Annotated in this window: 21 protein-coding genes; 16 read left to right on the top strand and 5 right to left on the bottom strand. The window is 57.1% G+C overall.

Annotated features, from left to right (window positions below):
* Positions 1-66: 66 nt before the first annotated feature.
* The 15 genes from ABJN86_RS05380 (at position 67) to ABJN86_RS05310 (ending at position 10173) form a co-directional block, all read left to right on the top strand.
* Complete coding sequence (locus ABJN86_RS05380; protein ID WP_348365283.1) at positions 67-918, top strand: CoA ester lyase; 852 nt, start codon at positions 67-69, stop codon at positions 916-918.
* Positions 915-1487, top strand: a complete 573-nt coding sequence (locus ABJN86_RS05375) for an NnrU family protein (protein WP_348365280.1) — start codon at positions 915-917, stop codon at positions 1485-1487. Before ABJN86_RS05380 ends, ABJN86_RS05375 begins: the two co-directional genes overlap by 4 nt.
* Positions 1487-1690 (top strand): DUF1737 domain-containing protein, encoded by a 204-nt coding sequence (locus ABJN86_RS05370; protein WP_348365277.1) that lies wholly within the window; start codon positions 1487-1489, stop codon positions 1688-1690. Before ABJN86_RS05375 ends, ABJN86_RS05370 begins: the two co-directional genes overlap by 1 nt.
* On the top strand, positions 1690-2721 hold the full coding sequence (locus ABJN86_RS05365; RefSeq protein WP_348365275.1) for a MaoC family dehydratase: 1032 nt from the start codon (positions 1690-1692) through the stop codon (positions 2719-2721). Before ABJN86_RS05370 ends, ABJN86_RS05365 begins: the two co-directional genes overlap by 1 nt.
* A gap of 52 nt (positions 2722-2773) precedes the next feature.
* Positions 2774-3871 (top strand): M48 family metalloprotease, encoded by a 1098-nt coding sequence (locus tag ABJN86_RS05360; RefSeq protein ID WP_348365272.1) that lies wholly within the window; start codon positions 2774-2776, stop codon positions 3869-3871.
* 12 nt (positions 3872-3883) lie between these two features.
* Entirely contained in the window at positions 3884-4546 is a 663-nt protein-coding gene (locus tag ABJN86_RS05355) for a DUF1194 domain-containing protein (protein ID WP_348365269.1), read from the top strand.
* Positions 4547-4761: 215 nt separating this feature from the next.
* A complete protein-coding gene (gene sdhC, locus ABJN86_RS05350) occupies positions 4762-5145 on the top strand; it encodes a succinate dehydrogenase, cytochrome b556 subunit (protein WP_348365267.1) in 384 nt (127 codons plus the stop codon).
* Positions 5146-5154: 9 nt separating this feature from the next.
* Entirely contained in the window at positions 5155-5526 is a 372-nt protein-coding gene (gene sdhD, locus ABJN86_RS05345; RefSeq protein WP_348365264.1) for a succinate dehydrogenase, hydrophobic membrane anchor protein, read from the top strand.
* 18 nt (positions 5527-5544) lie between these two features.
* Positions 5545-7350: a succinate dehydrogenase flavoprotein subunit gene (gene sdhA, locus ABJN86_RS05340; protein ID WP_348365261.1), complete on the top strand. Its 1806-nt coding sequence runs from the start codon at positions 5545-5547 to the stop codon at positions 7348-7350.
* Positions 7350-7643 (top strand): hypothetical protein, encoded by a 294-nt coding sequence (locus ABJN86_RS05335; protein ID WP_348365259.1) that lies wholly within the window; start codon positions 7350-7352, stop codon positions 7641-7643. Before sdhA ends, ABJN86_RS05335 begins: the two co-directional genes overlap by 1 nt.
* On the top strand, positions 7640-7936 hold the full coding sequence (locus ABJN86_RS05330) for a hypothetical protein (RefSeq protein ID WP_348365256.1): 297 nt from the start codon (positions 7640-7642) through the stop codon (positions 7934-7936). The genes ABJN86_RS05335 and ABJN86_RS05330 overlap by 4 nt, the downstream gene beginning before the upstream one ends.
* Complete coding sequence (locus tag ABJN86_RS05325) at positions 7906-8634, top strand: FkbM family methyltransferase (RefSeq protein WP_348365253.1); 729 nt, start codon at positions 7906-7908, stop codon at positions 8632-8634. The genes ABJN86_RS05330 and ABJN86_RS05325 overlap by 31 nt, the downstream gene beginning before the upstream one ends.
* Positions 8631-8954 carry a succinate dehydrogenase gene (locus tag ABJN86_RS05320; RefSeq protein WP_348365251.1) on the top strand — a complete coding sequence of 108 codons (324 nt, stop codon included), beginning with the start codon at positions 8631-8633 and terminating at the stop codon, positions 8952-8954. Before ABJN86_RS05325 ends, ABJN86_RS05320 begins: the two co-directional genes overlap by 4 nt.
* Before the next feature lie 12 nt (positions 8955-8966).
* Entirely contained in the window at positions 8967-9392 is a 426-nt protein-coding gene (locus ABJN86_RS05315) for a hypothetical protein (protein WP_348365248.1), read from the top strand.
* Between the two features lies 1 nt (position 9393).
* A complete protein-coding gene (locus ABJN86_RS05310; RefSeq protein WP_348365246.1) occupies positions 9394-10173 on the top strand; it encodes a succinate dehydrogenase iron-sulfur subunit in 780 nt (259 codons plus the stop codon).
* On the opposite strand, the gene ABJN86_RS05305 is transcribed toward ABJN86_RS05310, so the two are convergent.
* The 5 genes from ABJN86_RS05305 to ABJN86_RS05285 form a co-directional block, all read right to left on the bottom strand.
* Entirely contained in the window at positions 10170-11249 is a 1080-nt protein-coding gene (locus tag ABJN86_RS05305) for an acyltransferase family protein (RefSeq protein WP_348365243.1), read from the bottom strand. The genes ABJN86_RS05310 and ABJN86_RS05305 overlap by 4 nt on opposite strands.
* A gap of 60 nt (positions 11250-11309) precedes the next feature.
* Positions 11310-12296 carry an aldo/keto reductase gene (locus ABJN86_RS05300; protein WP_348365240.1) on the bottom strand — a complete coding sequence of 329 codons (987 nt, stop codon included), beginning with the start codon at positions 12294-12296 and terminating at the stop codon, positions 11310-11312.
* On the bottom strand, positions 12293-12997 hold the full coding sequence (deoD, locus tag ABJN86_RS05295; RefSeq protein ID WP_348365237.1) for a purine-nucleoside phosphorylase: 705 nt from the start codon (positions 12995-12997) through the stop codon (positions 12293-12295). The genes ABJN86_RS05300 and deoD overlap by 4 nt, the downstream gene beginning before the upstream one ends.
* A gap of 45 nt (positions 12998-13042) precedes the next feature.
* Positions 13043-14089, bottom strand: a complete 1047-nt coding sequence (locus ABJN86_RS05290) for a fatty acid desaturase (RefSeq protein WP_348365234.1) — start codon at positions 14087-14089, stop codon at positions 13043-13045.
* A gap of 77 nt (positions 14090-14166) precedes the next feature.
* Positions 14167-16146, bottom strand: a complete 1980-nt coding sequence (locus ABJN86_RS05285; RefSeq protein WP_348365231.1) for a protein meaA — start codon at positions 16144-16146, stop codon at positions 14167-14169.
* Positions 16147-16209: 63 nt separating this feature from the next.
* On the opposite strand from ABJN86_RS05285, the gene ABJN86_RS05280 reads away from it, so the two are divergent.
* Positions 16210-17682 carry a 1-acyl-sn-glycerol-3-phosphate acyltransferase gene (locus tag ABJN86_RS05280; protein ID WP_348365227.1) on the top strand — a complete coding sequence of 491 codons (1473 nt, stop codon included), beginning with the start codon at positions 16210-16212 and terminating at the stop codon, positions 17680-17682.
* The last annotated feature ends 23 nt before the right edge of the window (positions 17683-17705 follow it).

The following is a 17705-nucleotide window of genomic DNA, read 5'->3' as shown; positions in this document are numbered from 1 at the left end:
AACTCCTATTGCGATGTGTCGCGCGTTGTGGTGAGTAATAAAATAACAAAACAGGAGTTGAATTTGATGCAAAACGTCACGCAGCCTTTTCGGTCAGTGCTCTACATTCCGGGGTCCAAAACCCGCGCTTTGGAGAAAGCCAAAGGCCTTCCGGTGGATGCCATCATTTTTGACCTAGAGGATGCCGTATCCCCTGAAGAGAAAATCGCGGCGCGCGAGTTACTGGCCGAGACATTGCGATCAACCGATTATGGCCCGCGAAAATGCATTGTGCGCGTGAATGGCGGCGACACGGCATGGGGCGCGGACGATCTTGCGACCTTTATCGATGTGGCACCGGATGCGATTTTGCTGCCAAAAGTAGAGGATGGGAACGTCATTGCGGAGCTAGCGGCGAGGCTGAAGGGGGACACCACCATCTGGGCGATGATGGAAACCCCACGAGGCATTTTGAACGCGCCCGAGATTGCCGCCGCACCTAAAATGGAGGGATTCGTGATGGGCACGAATGACCTCGCCAAAGATCTAGGGTCGCGGGGGCGCGCGGCGATGATCACCAGTTTGCAGTTGTGTCTGTTGGCGGCACGGGCTGAAGGCTTGGTTTGCGTGGACGGCGTCTATAACGCGTTCAAGGATGAAGAGGGCCTGCGCACGGAATGCATTGAAGGCCGCGACATGGGTTTTGACGGCAAAACGCTTATCCACCCTGCACAGGTTGCGGTGTCAAATGCGGTCTTCGGACCATCCGAGGACGAGCTGGATTTGGCCCGTCGCCAGATCGAGGCCTTTGAGCAAGCCAAAGCCGAAGGGCAGGGCGTGGCAGTAGTTGATGGTAAAATCGTGGAAAACCTGCATGTTGAGACAGCGACGCGGCTTTTGGCCAAAGCGGACGCAATCAATTTGCTGGAGGGCGCATGACGTTACTTATACTTGGGCTTCTGATTTGGACCTTTGTGCATTGGATGAAGCGCTTGGCCCCCGACCTGCGCCAATCGATGACGGATAAGATGGGCGATGCATCCAGAGGCGTTATCGCTGCAGCATTGGTGTTGTCGATTGTGTTGATGGTGATTGGGTATCGCAGTGCGGAATTCATCCCCGTATGGTCTCCGCCGAGCTTCTTTGGGCATATCAACAACCTGCTGATGTTGCTGGCGTTCTATACCTTTGGCGCATCTGCCGCGAAGCCCGCCAAGGCGTGGTTGGGCACGAAGATCCGCCATCCGATGCTAGCGGCGGTCAAAATTTGGGCGTTTGCGCATTTGTTGGCGAATGGCGACTTGGCGTCGATCTTCCTGTTTGGCGGCATGTTGACGTGGGCGGTGGGATCCATGATCCTGATCAACCGCGCTGAGGGTCCGTGGACCCCGCCTGAACAAGCGCCGGCTAAGAAAGAAATCACATTGGTGGTGGTGTCCTTGGTGATGTTCACGGTAGTTGCGAGCATCCATGTAATGCTGGGTGTGAGCCCGTTCGGAGGAGTGTGATGAAAATTTACCGCTTATTGACCGAGGATGACACGTCGGCCTTTTGCCACAAAGTATCCGAAGCCTTATCCAAAGGGTGGGAGCTGCACGGCAACCCGACTTACGCGTTTGATGCCTCCAACGGGGTGATGCGCTGCGGGCAGGCCGTCACGAAAGAGATTGAGGGCGACTACAGCCCCGAGATGAAACTAGGACAACAGTAATGAGCAAGACCAATGCAGGCCGCTTCTTCGAGGATTACACCGTCGGGGAGGTGATCGAACACGCGGTTCCGCGCACTTTGTCGGGCGGCGAGCGGGCGATGTATCACGCGCTCTATCCGGTGCGGCATGCGTTTTATTCGTCGGATGAGTTTGCCCGTGATTGTGGTCTGCATGAGGCCCCGTTGGATGACCTCATCGCGTTTCATACTGTGTTTGGCAAAACTGTGCCGGATATCTCGCTGAATGCTGTGGCCAATTTGGGGTATGCCGAAGGGCGTTTCTTGAAGCCCGTGCATTTGGGCGACACGATCAGTTCGCGCTCCGAAGTGATTGGGGTGAAGCAGAACTCCAACGGGAAAACCGGCGTTGTTTGGGTGCGCACGACGGGCACAAACCAACTGGGCGAAGATGTGCTGAGCTATGTGCGCTGGGTGATGGTGCGCAAGGGCAATTTGGACGCGCCAGCGCCTGAGACCGTGGTGCCAGAATTGGCCGGATCGGTGGCCGCAAGCGAATTGGTGGTGCCTGAGGGGCTTAGCTTTGACGGTTACGACTTTGCCCAAGCGGGCGAGCCGCACCGATTGGGTGACTACGCCGTGGGCGAGAAGATCGACCACGTGGACGGCGTCACTATTGAGGAGGCCGAGCATATGTTGGCCACTCGCATGTGGCAAAACACCGCCAAGGTGCATTTCGACGCGACCGCACGGGATGGCGGGCGGTTGATTTACGGCGGGCATGTGATTTCACTGGCGCGGGCCTTGTCGTTCAATGGTTTGGCGAACGCGCAGATCATCGTCGGCTTGAATGCGGGCGCACATGCCAATCCTTGTGGGGCGGGTGATACGGTCAAAGCATGGTCCGAGGTCTTGGAGGTCGCTGAAACTGAAGAGCCGGGCATCGGCGCAATCCGCCTGCGGCTGGTCGCGCAAAAAGCCGAGGCCGCGCCGTTCTCGCTGAAGGGTGAAGATGGCAAGTATTTGCCAGACGTGCTGCTTGATTTGGACTACTGGGCGCTGATGCCGGTTTAACCGCGTGAGGTCCGGCAGGATACAAAGATAGATAGGGCGCGCTCATGAACGTGTGGGCGCTTCCATCCAAGATGCGGCGTTGCGGGACTTCAGCGCAGGACAAATTGGGAAGGTGTCGTTTGGGACACGTCTGGCCCAAGGGTTATCTGCGATCATACTGGTCATTCCCTATGCGTTAATGCTGGGCGGTTTGGCTCTATGTGCACTGAATTTCCCAAATTTGATTACGCTTGTATTAGGAGGAACGGTGTCTGCTGTTGGCTTCTATGTGCGCCCAAGACGACATCGTTTGGAGGGGGAGGTTTTTACGCGCAGCGATCTGCCTGAGTTGTTCGCCTTGACGGACGAGATTTCGCAGCGATTAGGCGGAAAACCCGTAACCAAGGTACAGATATTCTCTGACTTCAACGCCTTCTCGACAGAGTTACAGGGGGATCGGGTACTGGGAATTGGGTTGGGGCTTTGGCTAATTCTTAGCCCTGAAGAGCGTGTTGCGCTCATCGCGCATGAAGTGTCTCACCAAGTGAACGGGGATCAGGCGCGAACTGGGCTGCTGAGTATGGGGCTTTATTCGGTGGAGCGATGGTATTCGTTGTTTGAGGATAGCGCCATCGTGGACCATGAGGGCTATTATCTGCGCGAACAGGGAATTGAAGACGCAATCGGCGGGGGGCTCGCGGCGGTGGTTGCGATGCTGGTCGAGCAGCTTTGGCTTGTGCTGAAACGATTTAGTTTCCTCGATAGCCAGCGTGCAGAGTATCTTGCGGACGGCATCGCAACCAAGGCTGCGGGTATTGAGGCGGTGCAGAAACTATTGCGCAAGCTGGGCTATGAGCGGTTGTTGAGGCGCGCGTTTCTTGAAATGGCCCCGAACCTCGTCCCGAATGGAACCGCATTTTTCGATCAGCTTTGCGGGAAAGCAAATTCTGCAACTGTAGAAGTCCGTGCAGGCTTGGAGGCGCGTATGGCCGAAGAGGTGCATTGCGTTGACATGAGCCACCCGCCAACGGTTGAGCGGATAGGGTTTTTGGCGAAATTGACGAAGACCCAAGATGCGCCCATTTCCTACCGCGAGAAGATTGATGCGGAACTCGCACCCTTCATAGAGGCGGAAGGGGTGAAAATGCTACAAATGTTGGAGGTTCAATAGCATACTGCCCGCATGAATGCTTTCGGATTCCTTTTAGCCACATGGATGGGATGCACGTCCGCGCAAGCTTGCGATTTGGCTTTGGTGCTGGCGGTGGATGTGTCCGGTTCTGTGGACCCGCAAGAATATAAAATTCAAATGGAAGGCCTAGGCGCCGCGCTGGCGGATGGTGCGGTGTCAGAGGCGTTGGTGGTTGCGCGGGCGCAAGTGATGTTGGTTCAATGGACCGGATCAACACGCCAGATCGTGTCGGTTCCTTGGACGCAGGTGACGGATTTTGAGGTGGCTGACAGCTTGGCCTTTGAGATCACGACCGCGCAGAGGGAATGGCGCAGCTTCTCGACCGCCATCGGGGAAGCCGTGGAATTCGGGCTAAAACAGTTTGACGATGTGCCTGACTGCAAGAGGCGGGTCATTGACGTATCCGGCGATGGTGTGTCGAACGAAGGGGTGCCGCCAGAAAGGCTGAGGGCCGCGGCCTTGCGCGAAGGGGTCACCATAAACGGGCTGGCGATTGAAGGGGCCGAGGGGGATTTGCTTGAGTATTACCGCGCAAACCTCATTTCGGGACCCGCGAGCTTTGCCATGCAGGCTACAAGTTTTGAGGATTACCCAGAGCGTATCCGGCAAAAACTTCTGCGCGAAATCACTAAGCAAGTGGCGTCCTTGAAGTAGAAGGCTATAAGTTGTGCATATTATTGGGTGAATGATACCTTAGTATTTTACCTATGTATTTTCTGTGATCACATTTTTATTTTGCGTGATCACAAAATGATAAAACAGATAAAATTGCTGTGTTACATCATGTTTTTTCATACACTGGGGGCGTGACTCATTGTGTTATTAGTCTAATGATAGCCCCAAACATCGTAGCAAATGAAGGACGCGCAATGGCTGACGTCAATCGGGGAAACAGACCGCTTTCCCCTCACATCATGATTTACCGCCCGCAACTGACTTCCATGTCTTCCATCCTTGTTCGGATCACCGGCATCGGGCTGCTGTTCGCAGCGATCCTTGTTGTTTGGTGGCTGATCGCTGCTGCCAGCTCCGAGAGCGCGTTTGCGTTTATCGACGGGCTTTGGAGCAGCTGGATCGGCAAACTGGTTCAACTGCTGGCGGTTTGGGCGCTGTTCTACCACGCGCTAGGTCGGTTGCGGCACGTGATCTGGGACTTGGGCTACTTGGTCGAGGTTGAAGCCTCCGAGAAGATGGCAAAAGGCATGCTCGTGTTGGCGACGGTCTTCACCATCCTTACGTTCATTTGTGTATAGGGGCGGGCTATGACTTACCTAACAGATAGAAAACGCGCACAGGGTATGGGCTCGGGTCGTCAAGGCACCACCCACCACTGGCATATGATGATAAGCTCCGTGGCACTGGTCGTAATGACGCCGATTTTCGTGTGCACCTTTGGCTTTGGGTTTAGCGGTACATATGAAGAGGTTCTGGCCTACTTCGGACGACCTTTTCCCGCAATCGTGACTGGCTTGATGCTTGTCGCAGCGGTCATGCATTTCACCTCTGAAGCAAAAGAAGCCGTAGAAGACTACGTTCACGGCACAGCGCAAAAACTGACGCTGATTGGCCTGACAGGCCTTTGCTACACGCTGATTGCGGTCGGCCTCTTCGCGCTCGCGCGCATCGCACTTTAATCGGAAGGCCCTGAGAACATGGCTGCTTACGAATACGAAACTCACGAATACGATGTTGTTGTGGTTGGCGCCGGTGGCGCTGGCCTTCGCGCGACTTTGGGCATGGCCGAGCAAGGCCTGCGCACCGCTTGCGTAACCAAGGTTTTCCCGACACGGTCCCACACCGTTGCGGCACAGGGTGGCATCGCCGCCTCGCTGTCTAACATGGGGCCGGATAACTGGCAGTGGCACATGTATGACACCGTCAAGGGCTCTGACTGGTTGGGCGACACGGACGCGATGGAATATCTGGCCCGCGAGGCCCCCAAAGCTGTCTACGAGCTGGAGCACTACGGCGTTCCGTTTTCGCGCACCGAAGAGGGCAAGATTTACCAACGCCCGTTTGGCGGTCACACCACCGAGTTTGGCGAAGGCGCACCGGTTCAACGGACCTGTGCTGCGGCTGACCGTACCGGCCACGCCATTTTGCACACGCTCTACGGCCAATCGCTGAAGAACAACGCGGAATTTTACATTGAATACTTCGCGACCGACCTGATCATGAACGACGAAGGTGTCTGCACAGGCGTTATGTGCTGGAAGCTGGACGACGGCACCATGCACCTGTTCAGCGCCAAGATGGTTGTTCTGGCAACGGGCGGCTATGGCCGTGCGTATTTCTCGGCGACATCAGCGCACACCTGTACGGGTGACGGCGGCGGCATGGTCGCGCGTGCGGGTCTGCCTTTGCAGGACATGGAGTTCGTTCAATTCCACCCAACCGGCATTTATGGTGCAGGTACATTGATCACCGAAGGCGCACGCGGGGAGGGGGGCTATCTGACCAACTCCGAAGGCGAACGCTTTATGGAGCGCTACGCACCCACCTATAAAGACCTCGCATCGCGCGACGTGGTCTCGCGGTGTATGACGCTGGAAATCAGGGAAGGTCGCGGCGTGGGCGCGCAGGGGGATCACATCCACTTGCACCTGAACCACCTGCCGCCAGAGACATTGGCGCTTCGCTTGCCGGGCATCTCGGAGAGTGCGCGCATCTTTGCGGGCGTTGACCTGACCAAAGAGCCGATCCCAGTGCTGCCAACCGTGCACTACAACATGGGCGGCATTCCGACGAACTACTGGGGCGAGGTCTTGAACCCGACCAAGGGTGACTCCGAAGCGATCTCTCCGGGTCTGATGGCCGTGGGTGAAGCGGGCTGTGCGTCCGTTCACGGGGCCAACCGCCTTGGGTCCAACTCGCTGATCGATTTGGTGGTCTTTGGCCGTGCGGCAGCTATCCGTGCTGGCGAAATCATCAAGCCAGGTTCGCCGAACCCAGAGATGCCACAAGCGTCTATTGATGCGGCACTGGATCGTTTGGACGGCTTCCGTCACGCCAAAGGGACCACAGGCACCGCAGAGCTTCGCTTGGAAATGCAAAAAACTATGCAAGCAGACGCTGCGGTGTTCCGGACAGACAAAACGCTGGCAGAAGGCGTTGAGAAGATGACGGCTGTTGCGGCGAAGATGGATGACATCAACGTCTCGGATCGCTCCATGGTTTGGAACTCCGACCTGATGGAGACGCTGGAGCTGGACAACCTGATGCCAAACGCGATGGCGACGATTGTGGCCGCTGAGGCGCGTAAGGAAAGCCGCGGGGCGCACGCCCATGAGGATTACCCTGATCGCGATGACAAAAAGTGGCGCGTCCACTCCTTGTCGCATGTTGATGGCAATAAGGTGAAGTTGAGCACGCGCGGTGTTCATTTGGACCCGCTGACCACTCAGGACGAGGGTGGCATCGACCTCAAGAAGATCGCACCGAAAGCCCGCGTATACTAATGCGCAGGTTGGCCCCGTTTTTGATTTTGGCCGCTTGTGCGCCTGTTCCGGTTTCACCGGAGCGGGCTGCGCAATTGTGCCGCGACGAGGTGGGGCTGGCTGATGGCGTTCAAGGATATGTTGGCGTGGGGGCTGGTACCGGCGGCGGCAAAGCCAAAGGATCAATCACGGTGACGGATAGGGTGTTTAACCCGCAATCACCCGATGAGGCGCTTGCCGCCTGCATTGATCGCCGCGTGAGCGGAGCGCCGCAACCGACCACTTTTGGGATTACTGTAGGGGCCTCGTCATGAAGAAATTTGCACTTGTTTTAGTATTGGCAGCTTGTGGGGCACCTGTTTTGGATGAGCCAGCGCAAGCTCAGGAGCAAAGCATCGCAAACTTCATCGCGGATGTGTCGCCAGAGCTGTCGCCCGCGCAACAAGCCGCAGCGGCGAATTGCGGGGCGTTGAATGCGACCGCAGAAGAGGTGAGCCTGTTGTCGGAGTTGGATGCGTTATCTGCGGCCAGCACTGGTCTGATCTCCGAGATTATGACGCGCGAAGGCACGCTGGCTTGTATGACGTCCAATGGGGTGTCGCTCTGACCCAGATCGCCGACATACGCCGCGCGGCGCGGGACGAAGGGTTTGCCCTTCACCCGATCAAGACGCGTCCGCCTTACCTTAAGGCCTATGAGTTCACGCCCGATTGCGTGATCGATGTGGGCGTGCATGACGGCACACCTTGGCTGTACCGCAGCTTCCCCGACGCGCATTTCGTGCTGGTTGATCCGCAAGCGGAATGCGAAGCGGCGGTGAAGGCTGGCGTGTCGCCCAAGAGTTTCGATTTTCGTGCCGTCGCCCTTGGGGCGGAGCAGGGCAAAGCCATGTTGTCGGTTCCAGAAACAGAGCCGGGCAAGGGTGGGGCTATGGCCAGCCTGAAGCGACGGACGGACAATCTGGTGCATAGTTTTTCGGATGTGGCCAAGCGCGAAGTGCCAGTGATCACTTTGGACATGCTTGCGGCTGATTTGACAGGGCGGCTTGGTTTGAAAGTCGATACCGAAGGGTTTGAGTACGAAGTGCTCAAAGGCGGGGCCGAGACATTGAAGCGGTGCGAATTTGTGATCCTAGAGATGTCGGTTACGCAGCGTTTTGAAGGGGTGGCGCCGCCCTCCGCTGTTATTAGTGAGATGGCCAAGGCCGGATTAGAGTTTCGCGATGTGTTGGCCACGGCCGCGCACGCAGGAAAGAAGGCGCAACCGCGTCATATGGATGTTTTGTTCACAAGGTGGAACGCATGAATAAGATAGTGATACCCGCACTGGCCGCAATTTTCGCGTTGAGTGCCTGTGGCGATGACGGCTTGGCTGATCAATTGGCACGCAAGGAAGCCAAAGACGCGGTGCGCCCCGTCTTGACTGAGCGCTTCCCCGGCGTGCCGTTGGAGCCAGCAACAGATTGTGTGATCGACAACGCCTCAGCGGTGGAAATCTTGCAACTGGCGAAAGCTGGGGTCACGGGCCTTGGCGCAGAAGAAACTCAACTGGTGGTGGAAATTGCCACCCGCCCCGACACAATTGAATGTCTTTTGAAGAACGGCCTTCCGGCCTTTTTGCAATAGGAGAAACTTGACGTGAAGAAATTTTTGGTTCTTGCAACGGTGCTTTTAAGCGCTTGTTCTGCAGCGAAAAAGCCGGCGGTTCCCTCGCAATCAGGGATGAACCTTGCTGCGGCGCGCCAAGCGTATTCGTCGTGTGTGCCAAATGCCCCTCGTGGAGGCCAAAACGCCGTTGTTGGCAGCTACGTTGCAGGCGTTGTATTGGGTGGCGTTCTCATTGGGCCAATCATTGTTGCGTCAAATGAACGGAACATTCGCTATAATGGTGAAGCGGGCGGCGTTGACCGGTGTCTGCGCAAGCAAGGCTACAAACGCCGCGTCCTGACTGACGCTGAAATCAATACTATCAATTCAAGCTCCCCGACGACTCGTAGACATCTGCTCGACCACTTGGTCGCAGGCGGGACGTTAACTAACTTCACTGCGCCGAAGGAGGCATGACATGGTTCAACTGACCCTTCCCAAAAATTCGAAAATCATGGGCGGTAAAACATGGCCGAAGCCCGAAGGCGCCTCCAACGTGCGCAAGTTCCAGATTTACCGCTGGAACCCTGACGACGGCAAAAACCCGTCCGTCGACACATACTTCGTGGACATGGACAAATGTGGCCCGATGGTTCTGGACGCGCTGATCAAGATCAAGAACGAGATTGACCCGACGCTGACCTTCCGCCGCTCTTGCCGCGAAGGCATCTGTGGATCTTGCGCGATGAACATCGACGGGATCAACACGCTGGCCTGTATCTACGGCATGGACGAAATCAGCGGCGACGTGAAAATCTACCCCCTGCCGCACCTGCCCGTTGTGAAGGATTTGATCCCCGACCTGACACACTTCTATGCACAGCACGCGTCGATCATGCCGTGGTTGGAAACCAAGACCAACCGCCCGAAAAAAGAGTGGCGTCAGTCCATCGATGACCGCAAGAAACTGGACGGCTTGTACGAATGCGTCATGTGCGCGTCCTGCTCCACGTCGTGCCCATCCTACTGGTGGAACGGCGACAAGTACCTCGGGCCAGCAGCCTTGCTGCACGCCTACCGTTGGATCATCGACAGCCGCGATGAGGCGACGGGTGAGCGTCTGGACGAGTTGGAAGACCCGTTCAAACTGTACCGCTGCCACACCATTATGAACTGCGCGAAGACCTGCCCGAAGGGTTTGAACCCTGCCAAGGCAATCGCCGAGATCAAAAAGATGATGGTAGAGCGTCAGGTCTAAACTGCGGCTAACTTATCTGGATTATCGGGATTACCGGGGCGTCGTGAAAGCGGCGCCCCGTTTAGCATGAGGGCCAAGATTGGCACTCGTTTTACGATGAAATGGTGTGTTGGCAGCTTAATGGCCAAGGTGCAAAGGATCAGGGCAGTGAACAATGCGCCGCCGGTGAGGCCCAATGCGCTCAACGGTGTCAGGAGCGCGTGCAGCACCAACCATTGCAATATGTAGGTCGTCAACGCCCCCGCCGAGATGAACGACCACAGCGGGGTGCTGCGGTTGAAGAAACGGCGAAACACCCACAACAATGCAAAGCTAATTGCTGCCGTGCTCGTGGCGATCCGTGCTGCGTGAAGCATAAGGTGCAAAGTTGTGCCTTGCGTGGCCCAACCGTCGACCATGGCAATCCAAAATATACCGGCGATTGCAAAAGGGACTGGGCCGGGGGAATGAACGGCCTCCCATGCTTTGGGATGCTGGTAGAGGGCGACGCCGGCCACATAGGCCCATGCGTATTTGGCGAAGCCGTCAAAGGGAACGGGGAGGTCGATACCTATGGTTCCCGCGATCGCCATTTGAACGAGTGCGGCGCTTAATGTGATCGCGGTCGGGATCAAAGCGGGGGGTAAGTTGATGCGAGCAACCTTCGCCCAAGCTGCGGTGCGGAGCGCCCGTAAGATCAGCGGGACGGCGGTGATAAACCCCATGAGGCAGAACAAGAACCATAAATGCACGAACAACCGCCCCGAGATTGCCCGATGCGCCACATCCTTTATCCACGCGGCTGTAAACCCGTCGTGGATGATGGCAAGTGTGAGCGGGTTCACCAAGATTAACCCTGTGGCAAGTGGCCAAGCCAACCTGCGCAACCGGTCTCGAAGGTGGGGCCAAATGGGCCCATCGGGCAGGGACGCGGCGAGCACATACCCAGAGATGATGAAGAAGGTGCCCATGCAGAAGTTATAGATAAACACTGCAAAAAACGCGGCGGGGGCATAGTCGATGAGGTAATATGCATGCAGCACCACCACGAACACCATGCAAATGGCACGCAAGTGATCTAGATATGTAATCCGCATGGTCTTGCCCCTTTCAAGAGGCGTTGTATCAGAAGAATTCGCCAACAATTAGGCGATTGTTCAGCAATAGCGCTCCACCCCAACCATCTGCGCGTCGGAGTAGCGGTCCCCATGCGCCCATCCGATGGGTAAGAGGCGTTCAATCTCGGCGCGGTCCTCGCTGGTGAATTCAATGGCGTCGCCTTCGACGAGTTGCATGAGGTGCTCGCGAGAACGGGTGCCGGGGATGGGGATCAGATGGTCGCCTTGGTCCAATGTCCATGCAATGGCGGTGGCGGCAGGGCTCCAACCACGCGTTGCACAAAAGCTTTGGAACCGTTCAAGGATCGCGCAATTGGTGGTGAAATTATCCCCCAAAAACCGCGGCTGCACTGTCCGGAAGTCGCTGGCCGCGAAGGTTTCTGGCTCGGGCAGAACGTCGGCAAACATCCCGCGTGCGACGGGCGAGAAGGGGACGAAGGCGACGTTCAGCTCGGCGCAGGTTTGGATCATGCCCATTTCGGGCTGGCGGGTCCAAAGGGAGTACTCGCTTTGTACGGCCATCACGGGGTGAACCGCATGGGCGCGGCGCAGGGATGTTGGCGCAATCTCGGAGAAGCCGATGCCGCCGATTTTGCCCTCCTCGATGAACTTGGTCAGCGTTTGCATAACCTCCTCAATCGGGCGTTCCTGCTCGCGGCGGTGAATGTAGTAGAGGTCCACATAATCCACCCCCAAACGGGTTAGAGAGCTTTCCAAGGATCGGCGCAGGCAGGCTTCTGAATTGTCGAAATGCCGCGTGGGTTTAGTTTCGATCCCGCCTTTGGTTGCGATCTTGAAGCCGTGGTTCGGATTGGCCTTTAGGTAGCTGCCAATAACCTCTTCGGATTTCCCCATTCCGTAGAGCAGGGCGGTGTCGAGGAAATCGACGCCAAACTCGCGGGCAGCATCAAGCGTGTCGTGCGACGTGCCAATATCTGTCTTGCCGTAGAAACCGGCGAAGCTCATGCAGCCGAGGCCAACAGCGCCGACGAGGGGGCCGCCTTTTCCGAGTTGACGTTTTTTCATGCAAATGCAGCCTCTAATGCGATGTCAACCATATCCCCGAAGCTTTTCTCGCGGTCTTCGGCTGGCAATGCCTCGCCGGTGATGAGGTGGTCGGACACTGTCAAGACAGCCAAGGCACGGCGGTCGTAGCGGGCGGCAAGTGTGTAAAGCTCGGCCGCTTCCATCTCCACCGCAAGAATGCCGTGGCGGGTCATTTGCTCGTTCAGGTCGGGGCGCTCGTCGTAGAACACGTCAGCGGAGTAGATGCCGCCTACATGGGTCGGGATACCGCGCGCCTCGGCGGCGTGGTAGGCTTTGTGAAGTAGGTCGAAATCGCAGGTCGGGGCGAATTGGAACTCCTTGAAGATGCCGCGTGACGGGGTCGACATAGACGAGGTGGACGACGCCAAGATCACATCGCGCACGGCCACTTTATCTTGCATCCCCCCGCAAGAGCCGATGCGGATCAGCGTCTGCGCGTTGTAGCTGCTGATCAGCTCATTGGCGTAGATCGACAAGGAGGGCATGCCCATGCCAGACCCTTGGATCGTGACGCGGTTGCCCTTCCATGTGCCCGTGAAACCCAACATGCCGCGCACTTCATTGACGAGCTTGGCATCTTCCAAAAAGGTCTCCGCCGCCCATTTGGCGCGGTATGGGTCGCCCGGCATGAGGACCGTTTCGGCAATTTCTCCGGGCTTTGCGCCGATATGGATCGTCATGGGCAGGCTCCTTTTGGGGATGTGTTTCGAAGGTGTATATCAAGCTTACTCTGCTGGCGCGAGCATGCCGTGTTGCGCAATATTATCTGCGGCGGCGAAGTTGACCATTTTGCGGCTGTCTTCGTCCCAGAGTTTTAGTTTCATACACTGCAAACTGTCGCGGAATGTCACGCGGTTTGTTCCGGCTAATTCTGGATGATCGCGCAGAACCTCTGGCAAGCGGTAGAATGCGATGCGCGAATACAGATGGTGCACATGGTGAATGCCAACATTGCAGCTGAACCAGTTCAACCAATTTGGCAGCACATAATAGCTAGAGCCATACAGTGCCGCATCATGGACGGACCAATTGCCGTCGTGGTCCCATTCCACCCCTTCGAACTGGTGCTGAATGTAGAACACCCACACGCCACAGAATGCGCCGATAAGGGTGGATGGGACGAAGATATAGAGGATCGGCCCCCAGCCGCCGAAGTGGTAAATTGTGCCGAGCACGATGGCGATGGACAGGTTGGTGCCCATGGCGCTGATCCAATACTCGCGGCGGTCCATGAGGCGGATGGGAAGGCGGTATTCCAGGAAGAAGGAATAGAACGGGCCGAATGCCAGCAAGAAATACGGATTGCGATACAGACGGTAGAGCGCTTTGGCGAAAGGCCCCTTGGCGTTGTATTCAGCGACCGTCAGGGTCAGTAGGTCGCCCATTTCGCGGCGGTCCAGATTGCCGTGCGTGGCGTGGTGGACGTCGTGCTTTTTCGCCCAGACTGCGGCGGGGGCGATGCAGATCACCCCAAGACAGCGACCAAGCCAGCGGTTGGCGGCCCATGATTTGAAAATAGCCCCATGACCGCAATCATGTTGGATGGCGAACATGCGCATCATCAACATACCCGCCAAGATCACCGATGGCACCGTTAGCCAATACAGCTGCGCGGACAGGGACACCCATGCGATGGCCCAGAGCGTGAGATAGGGAACAAACGTCGTCACCAATTCCCAAATGGAGCGGGGCAGTGACGGGTCGCGGTACTCTTTAAGAACAGGGATCCATTCTCGCGCCGGACGGCGGGAGGGTGTCGCAATATTGCTCATTGCATAATACCTTTGGTCGCAATTCTAATAAGTGCAGACTGTCGCGCAGGTGACTGCCATGTGCAAGTGGCGTCTTATTATTGGGCCGCTATTCCCGCCGGCTCCACCAAAGTGACCAAATCCATCATGATGCGGTTCAATTCGAAGTCTTTTGGCGTGTAGACCTTCGCCACCCCCATGGTGCGCAAACGCTTCGCATCATCCTCGGGAATGATGCCGCCAACGACCACGGGAATATGCCCGATGCCCGCTTTATGCATCTTGGCCATAAGGTCCTCGATGAGTGGAATGTGGGACCCTGACAGGATCGATAGCCCCACGACATGAGCTTCTTCATTCAGTGCGGCTTCGGTGATCTCATCAGGGGTCAGCCGTATGCCCTCATAGCTGATGTCCATGCCGCAATCGCGGGCGCGGGCGGCGATTTGTTCCGCCCCGTTGGAGTGCCCGTCTAGGCCCGGCTTGCCCACAAGGAATTTCAACCGGCGACCCAGTTTTGTCGAAACGGCATCGACTTGTTCGCGAATTTCCTCAAGCCCCTCGGTGCGGTTCGACGGGTTGCGCGACACGCCGGTGGGGCCGCGGTATTGACCGAAGGCCTGCCGGATCACGTCGCCCCATTCACCTGTGGTGGCACCCGCTTTGGCGGCCTCGATCGTTGGGGCCATAATGTTGGTGCCGTCGTTCGCCGCTGTGCGCACCTTGGCCAGAGCCACTTCTACCGCGTCATTGTCGCGTGAGGCGCGCCATGCCTCCAGCCGCGCGATTTGATCTGCTTCGGCGTCTTTGTCGGCGACCATGATCGCCTCGTCGCCTGCGGTCAGGGGGCTGTCTTCGTGCTGCTGGAATTTGTTCACGCCGACCACCGTTGTGTCGCCGCTTTCAATCCCGCCCAAGCGTTCGGCATTGGCTTCCACCAGACGCGACTTCATGTACTCGATGGCCTCATTTGCGCCGCCCATACCGTCGATGGTTGCGAGCTCGGCACGGGCGCCTTCTTTCAACGCCTCAACCTTGCGGTCCACGGCGGGGTTGCCGTCAAAGAGGTCGTCGTATTCTAACAAGTCTGTCTCAAACGCCATGATCTGCTGCATCCGCAGGGACCACTGCTGATCCCAAGGGCGGGGCAGGCCAAGTGCTTCGTTCCACGCGGGCAATTGCACGGCACGGGCGCGGGCGTTCTTGGAAAGGGTCACGGCGAGCATCTCGATCAAGATACGGTAGACATTGTTTTCGGGCTGCTGTTCGGTCAGGCCAAGGGAGTTCACTTGTACCCCGTAGCGGAAGCGGCGGAACTTGGGGTCTTCAACGCCGTAACGCTCACGGGTGATCTCGTCCCACAGGTCGACGAAAGCGCGCATTTTGCACATCTCGGTGACAAAGCGGATACCTGCGTTCACGAAGAAGGAAATGCGGCCCACCATAGCGGGGAAATGCTCGGCCGGAACTTTACCCTTTAGGTCGTCCAGCACGGCGGTCGCGGTGGCGAGGGCGAAGGCAAGCTCTTGCTCTGGCGTCGCACCGGCTTCTTGCAAGTGGTACGAGCAGACGTTCATCGGGTTCCATTTGGGCAGGTGCTGACGCGTATAGGCGGCCACGTCGGTGATCATGCGCAAGGAGGGTTGCGGCGGGCATATGTAAGTGCCGCGCGACAGGTATTCCTTGATGATGTCGTTTTGAACCGTGCCTTGCAGCGCGGAGACATCCGCGCCCTGTTCCTCTGCTGCTGCGATATAGAGCGCCAGCAACCAAGGGGCCGTCGCGTTGATCGTCATGGAGGTGTTCATTTTCTCCAAGGGGATGTCTTTGAACAAGCTGCGCATGTCGCCCAAGTGAGCCACGGGAACGCCAACCTTGCCGACCTCGCCCTTGGATAGGACGTGATCGCTGTCGTATCCGGTTTGCGTCGGCAGATCGAATGCCACGGACAGGCCGGTCTGACCTTTCGCCAAGTTGCCACGATACAATTCATTCGATGCCCTGGCGGTCGAGTGACCCGCATAGGTGCGAAACAACCACGGACGGTCTTTGGCGGGGGTTTTGGCTTGATCGGACATTCGGGCCTCTCGTGAATCGCTTGAGTAATATTGTTGCGATAAATGGTTCATACTTGGAACTTTATGCTTATGTCAATATGCTGCGTCGCGGCGTGGTGGGATTTACCCAGCCCTCAAAGACTGCCACTGTCGTTGGATATGTTTAACACCGTCGAGTTGCCCGTCTGGGCGTTGGTTCTGATAGGCGTGTTGGCGGCGATTACCGCAGCCTCGCACTTTCTATTTCCGTCAGTGCGTTGGTTTTTCCGGCGCCGTGCGGAGCGTGTGGTCGCGCGGCTAAACTCCAAACTGGCGCGCCCCATCCAGCCGTTCAAGCTCGCGCGGCGTCACGACATGATCCAAAACGTTTTGTATGATCCCGACGTTATCCGCGCGGTGAATAAATACGCGGATGAGATGGGTGTGCCTGATAATGTGGCCTTCGAGACAGCGGAACGCTACGCCCGCGAGATCGTGCCGGCCTTCAGCGCCACGATGTATTTCGGATTGGGAATACGGGTGGCTAGGCTGATGTCGCGCTCGCTTTACCGCGTACGCGTGGTGAACCCGCGCAGCGAGGCCATGGCGGCAATCGATCCCGAAGCGACGGTCGTGTACATTATGAACCACCGCTCCAACATGGACTACATTTTGGTGACCTATCTGGCCGCCCGCGATAGTGCGTTGTCCTATGCTGTCGGGGAATGGGCGCGGGTATGGCCGTTGCGCCCGCTGATTAAGATGATGGGTGGCTACTTCATTCGACGAAAGAACCTGAACCCGCTCTATCGCCGTATTTTGGCGCGATATGTGCAGCTGTCCTCCAAAGAGGGGGTGGCGCAGGCGATTTTCCCTGAGGGCGGGCTATCGCGCACGGGCGCATTGGGGCAACCGAAGCTTGGGTTGATCAGTTATATCATCGACGGGTTTCAGCCTGACACTGCGCGCGATGTTGTCTTTGTACCTGTTGGATTGAACTACGACCGTGTGCTGGAAGACCGTGTTCTTGTGGCGGCAGCGGGGGACAAATCCGCGCGGTTCAAGTTCCGGATCAGTCATCTGGTCCGCTATGTTGGTCGCCATCTTTGGCACCGAATTACGGGCAAGTTCCACCGGCTAGGCTTCGCAGGGGTGGCCTTCGGACGACCACTGTCATTGCGCGAATTTGTGTCTCAGCATCCGGAAGACACAGCGTTGAAACTGGGCGCTGAACTTATGGCGCGGGTTGGTAATGTGGTCCCAATACTGCCGGTGTCTTTGGTCTGCCATCACATCGCACAGGCTGGTGGGCAGATGAGCCGCAGTAAGTTGGTCGCCGGTTTTGCGCAAGATGTTGCGCGACTTCGTGCCGCTCGTCGCGAAGTTTGCATGCCAGATGAAAGCAAAGACGCAGCCGAGGGGCGCGCGGTGAACGAGGCGCTACGGATGTTGGAGCTCCGCGGCTTGATTGCGGTTGCGGGTGATCAAATCAGGCTCACCTCCAAAGCGCCTGAGGTGATTGATTACTATGCGGCATCCATAGGTCAATTTTGCGAAGACATAAAATTACAAAATTAGACCATTTAGGGTTGTATTATTGC

Source organism: Litoreibacter sp. (genome assembly GCF_039974535.1).
Taxonomy (GTDB): Bacteria; Pseudomonadota; Alphaproteobacteria; order Rhodobacterales; family Rhodobacteraceae; genus Litoreibacter.
This window is presented reverse-complemented; position numbering and strand designations above follow the sequence as displayed.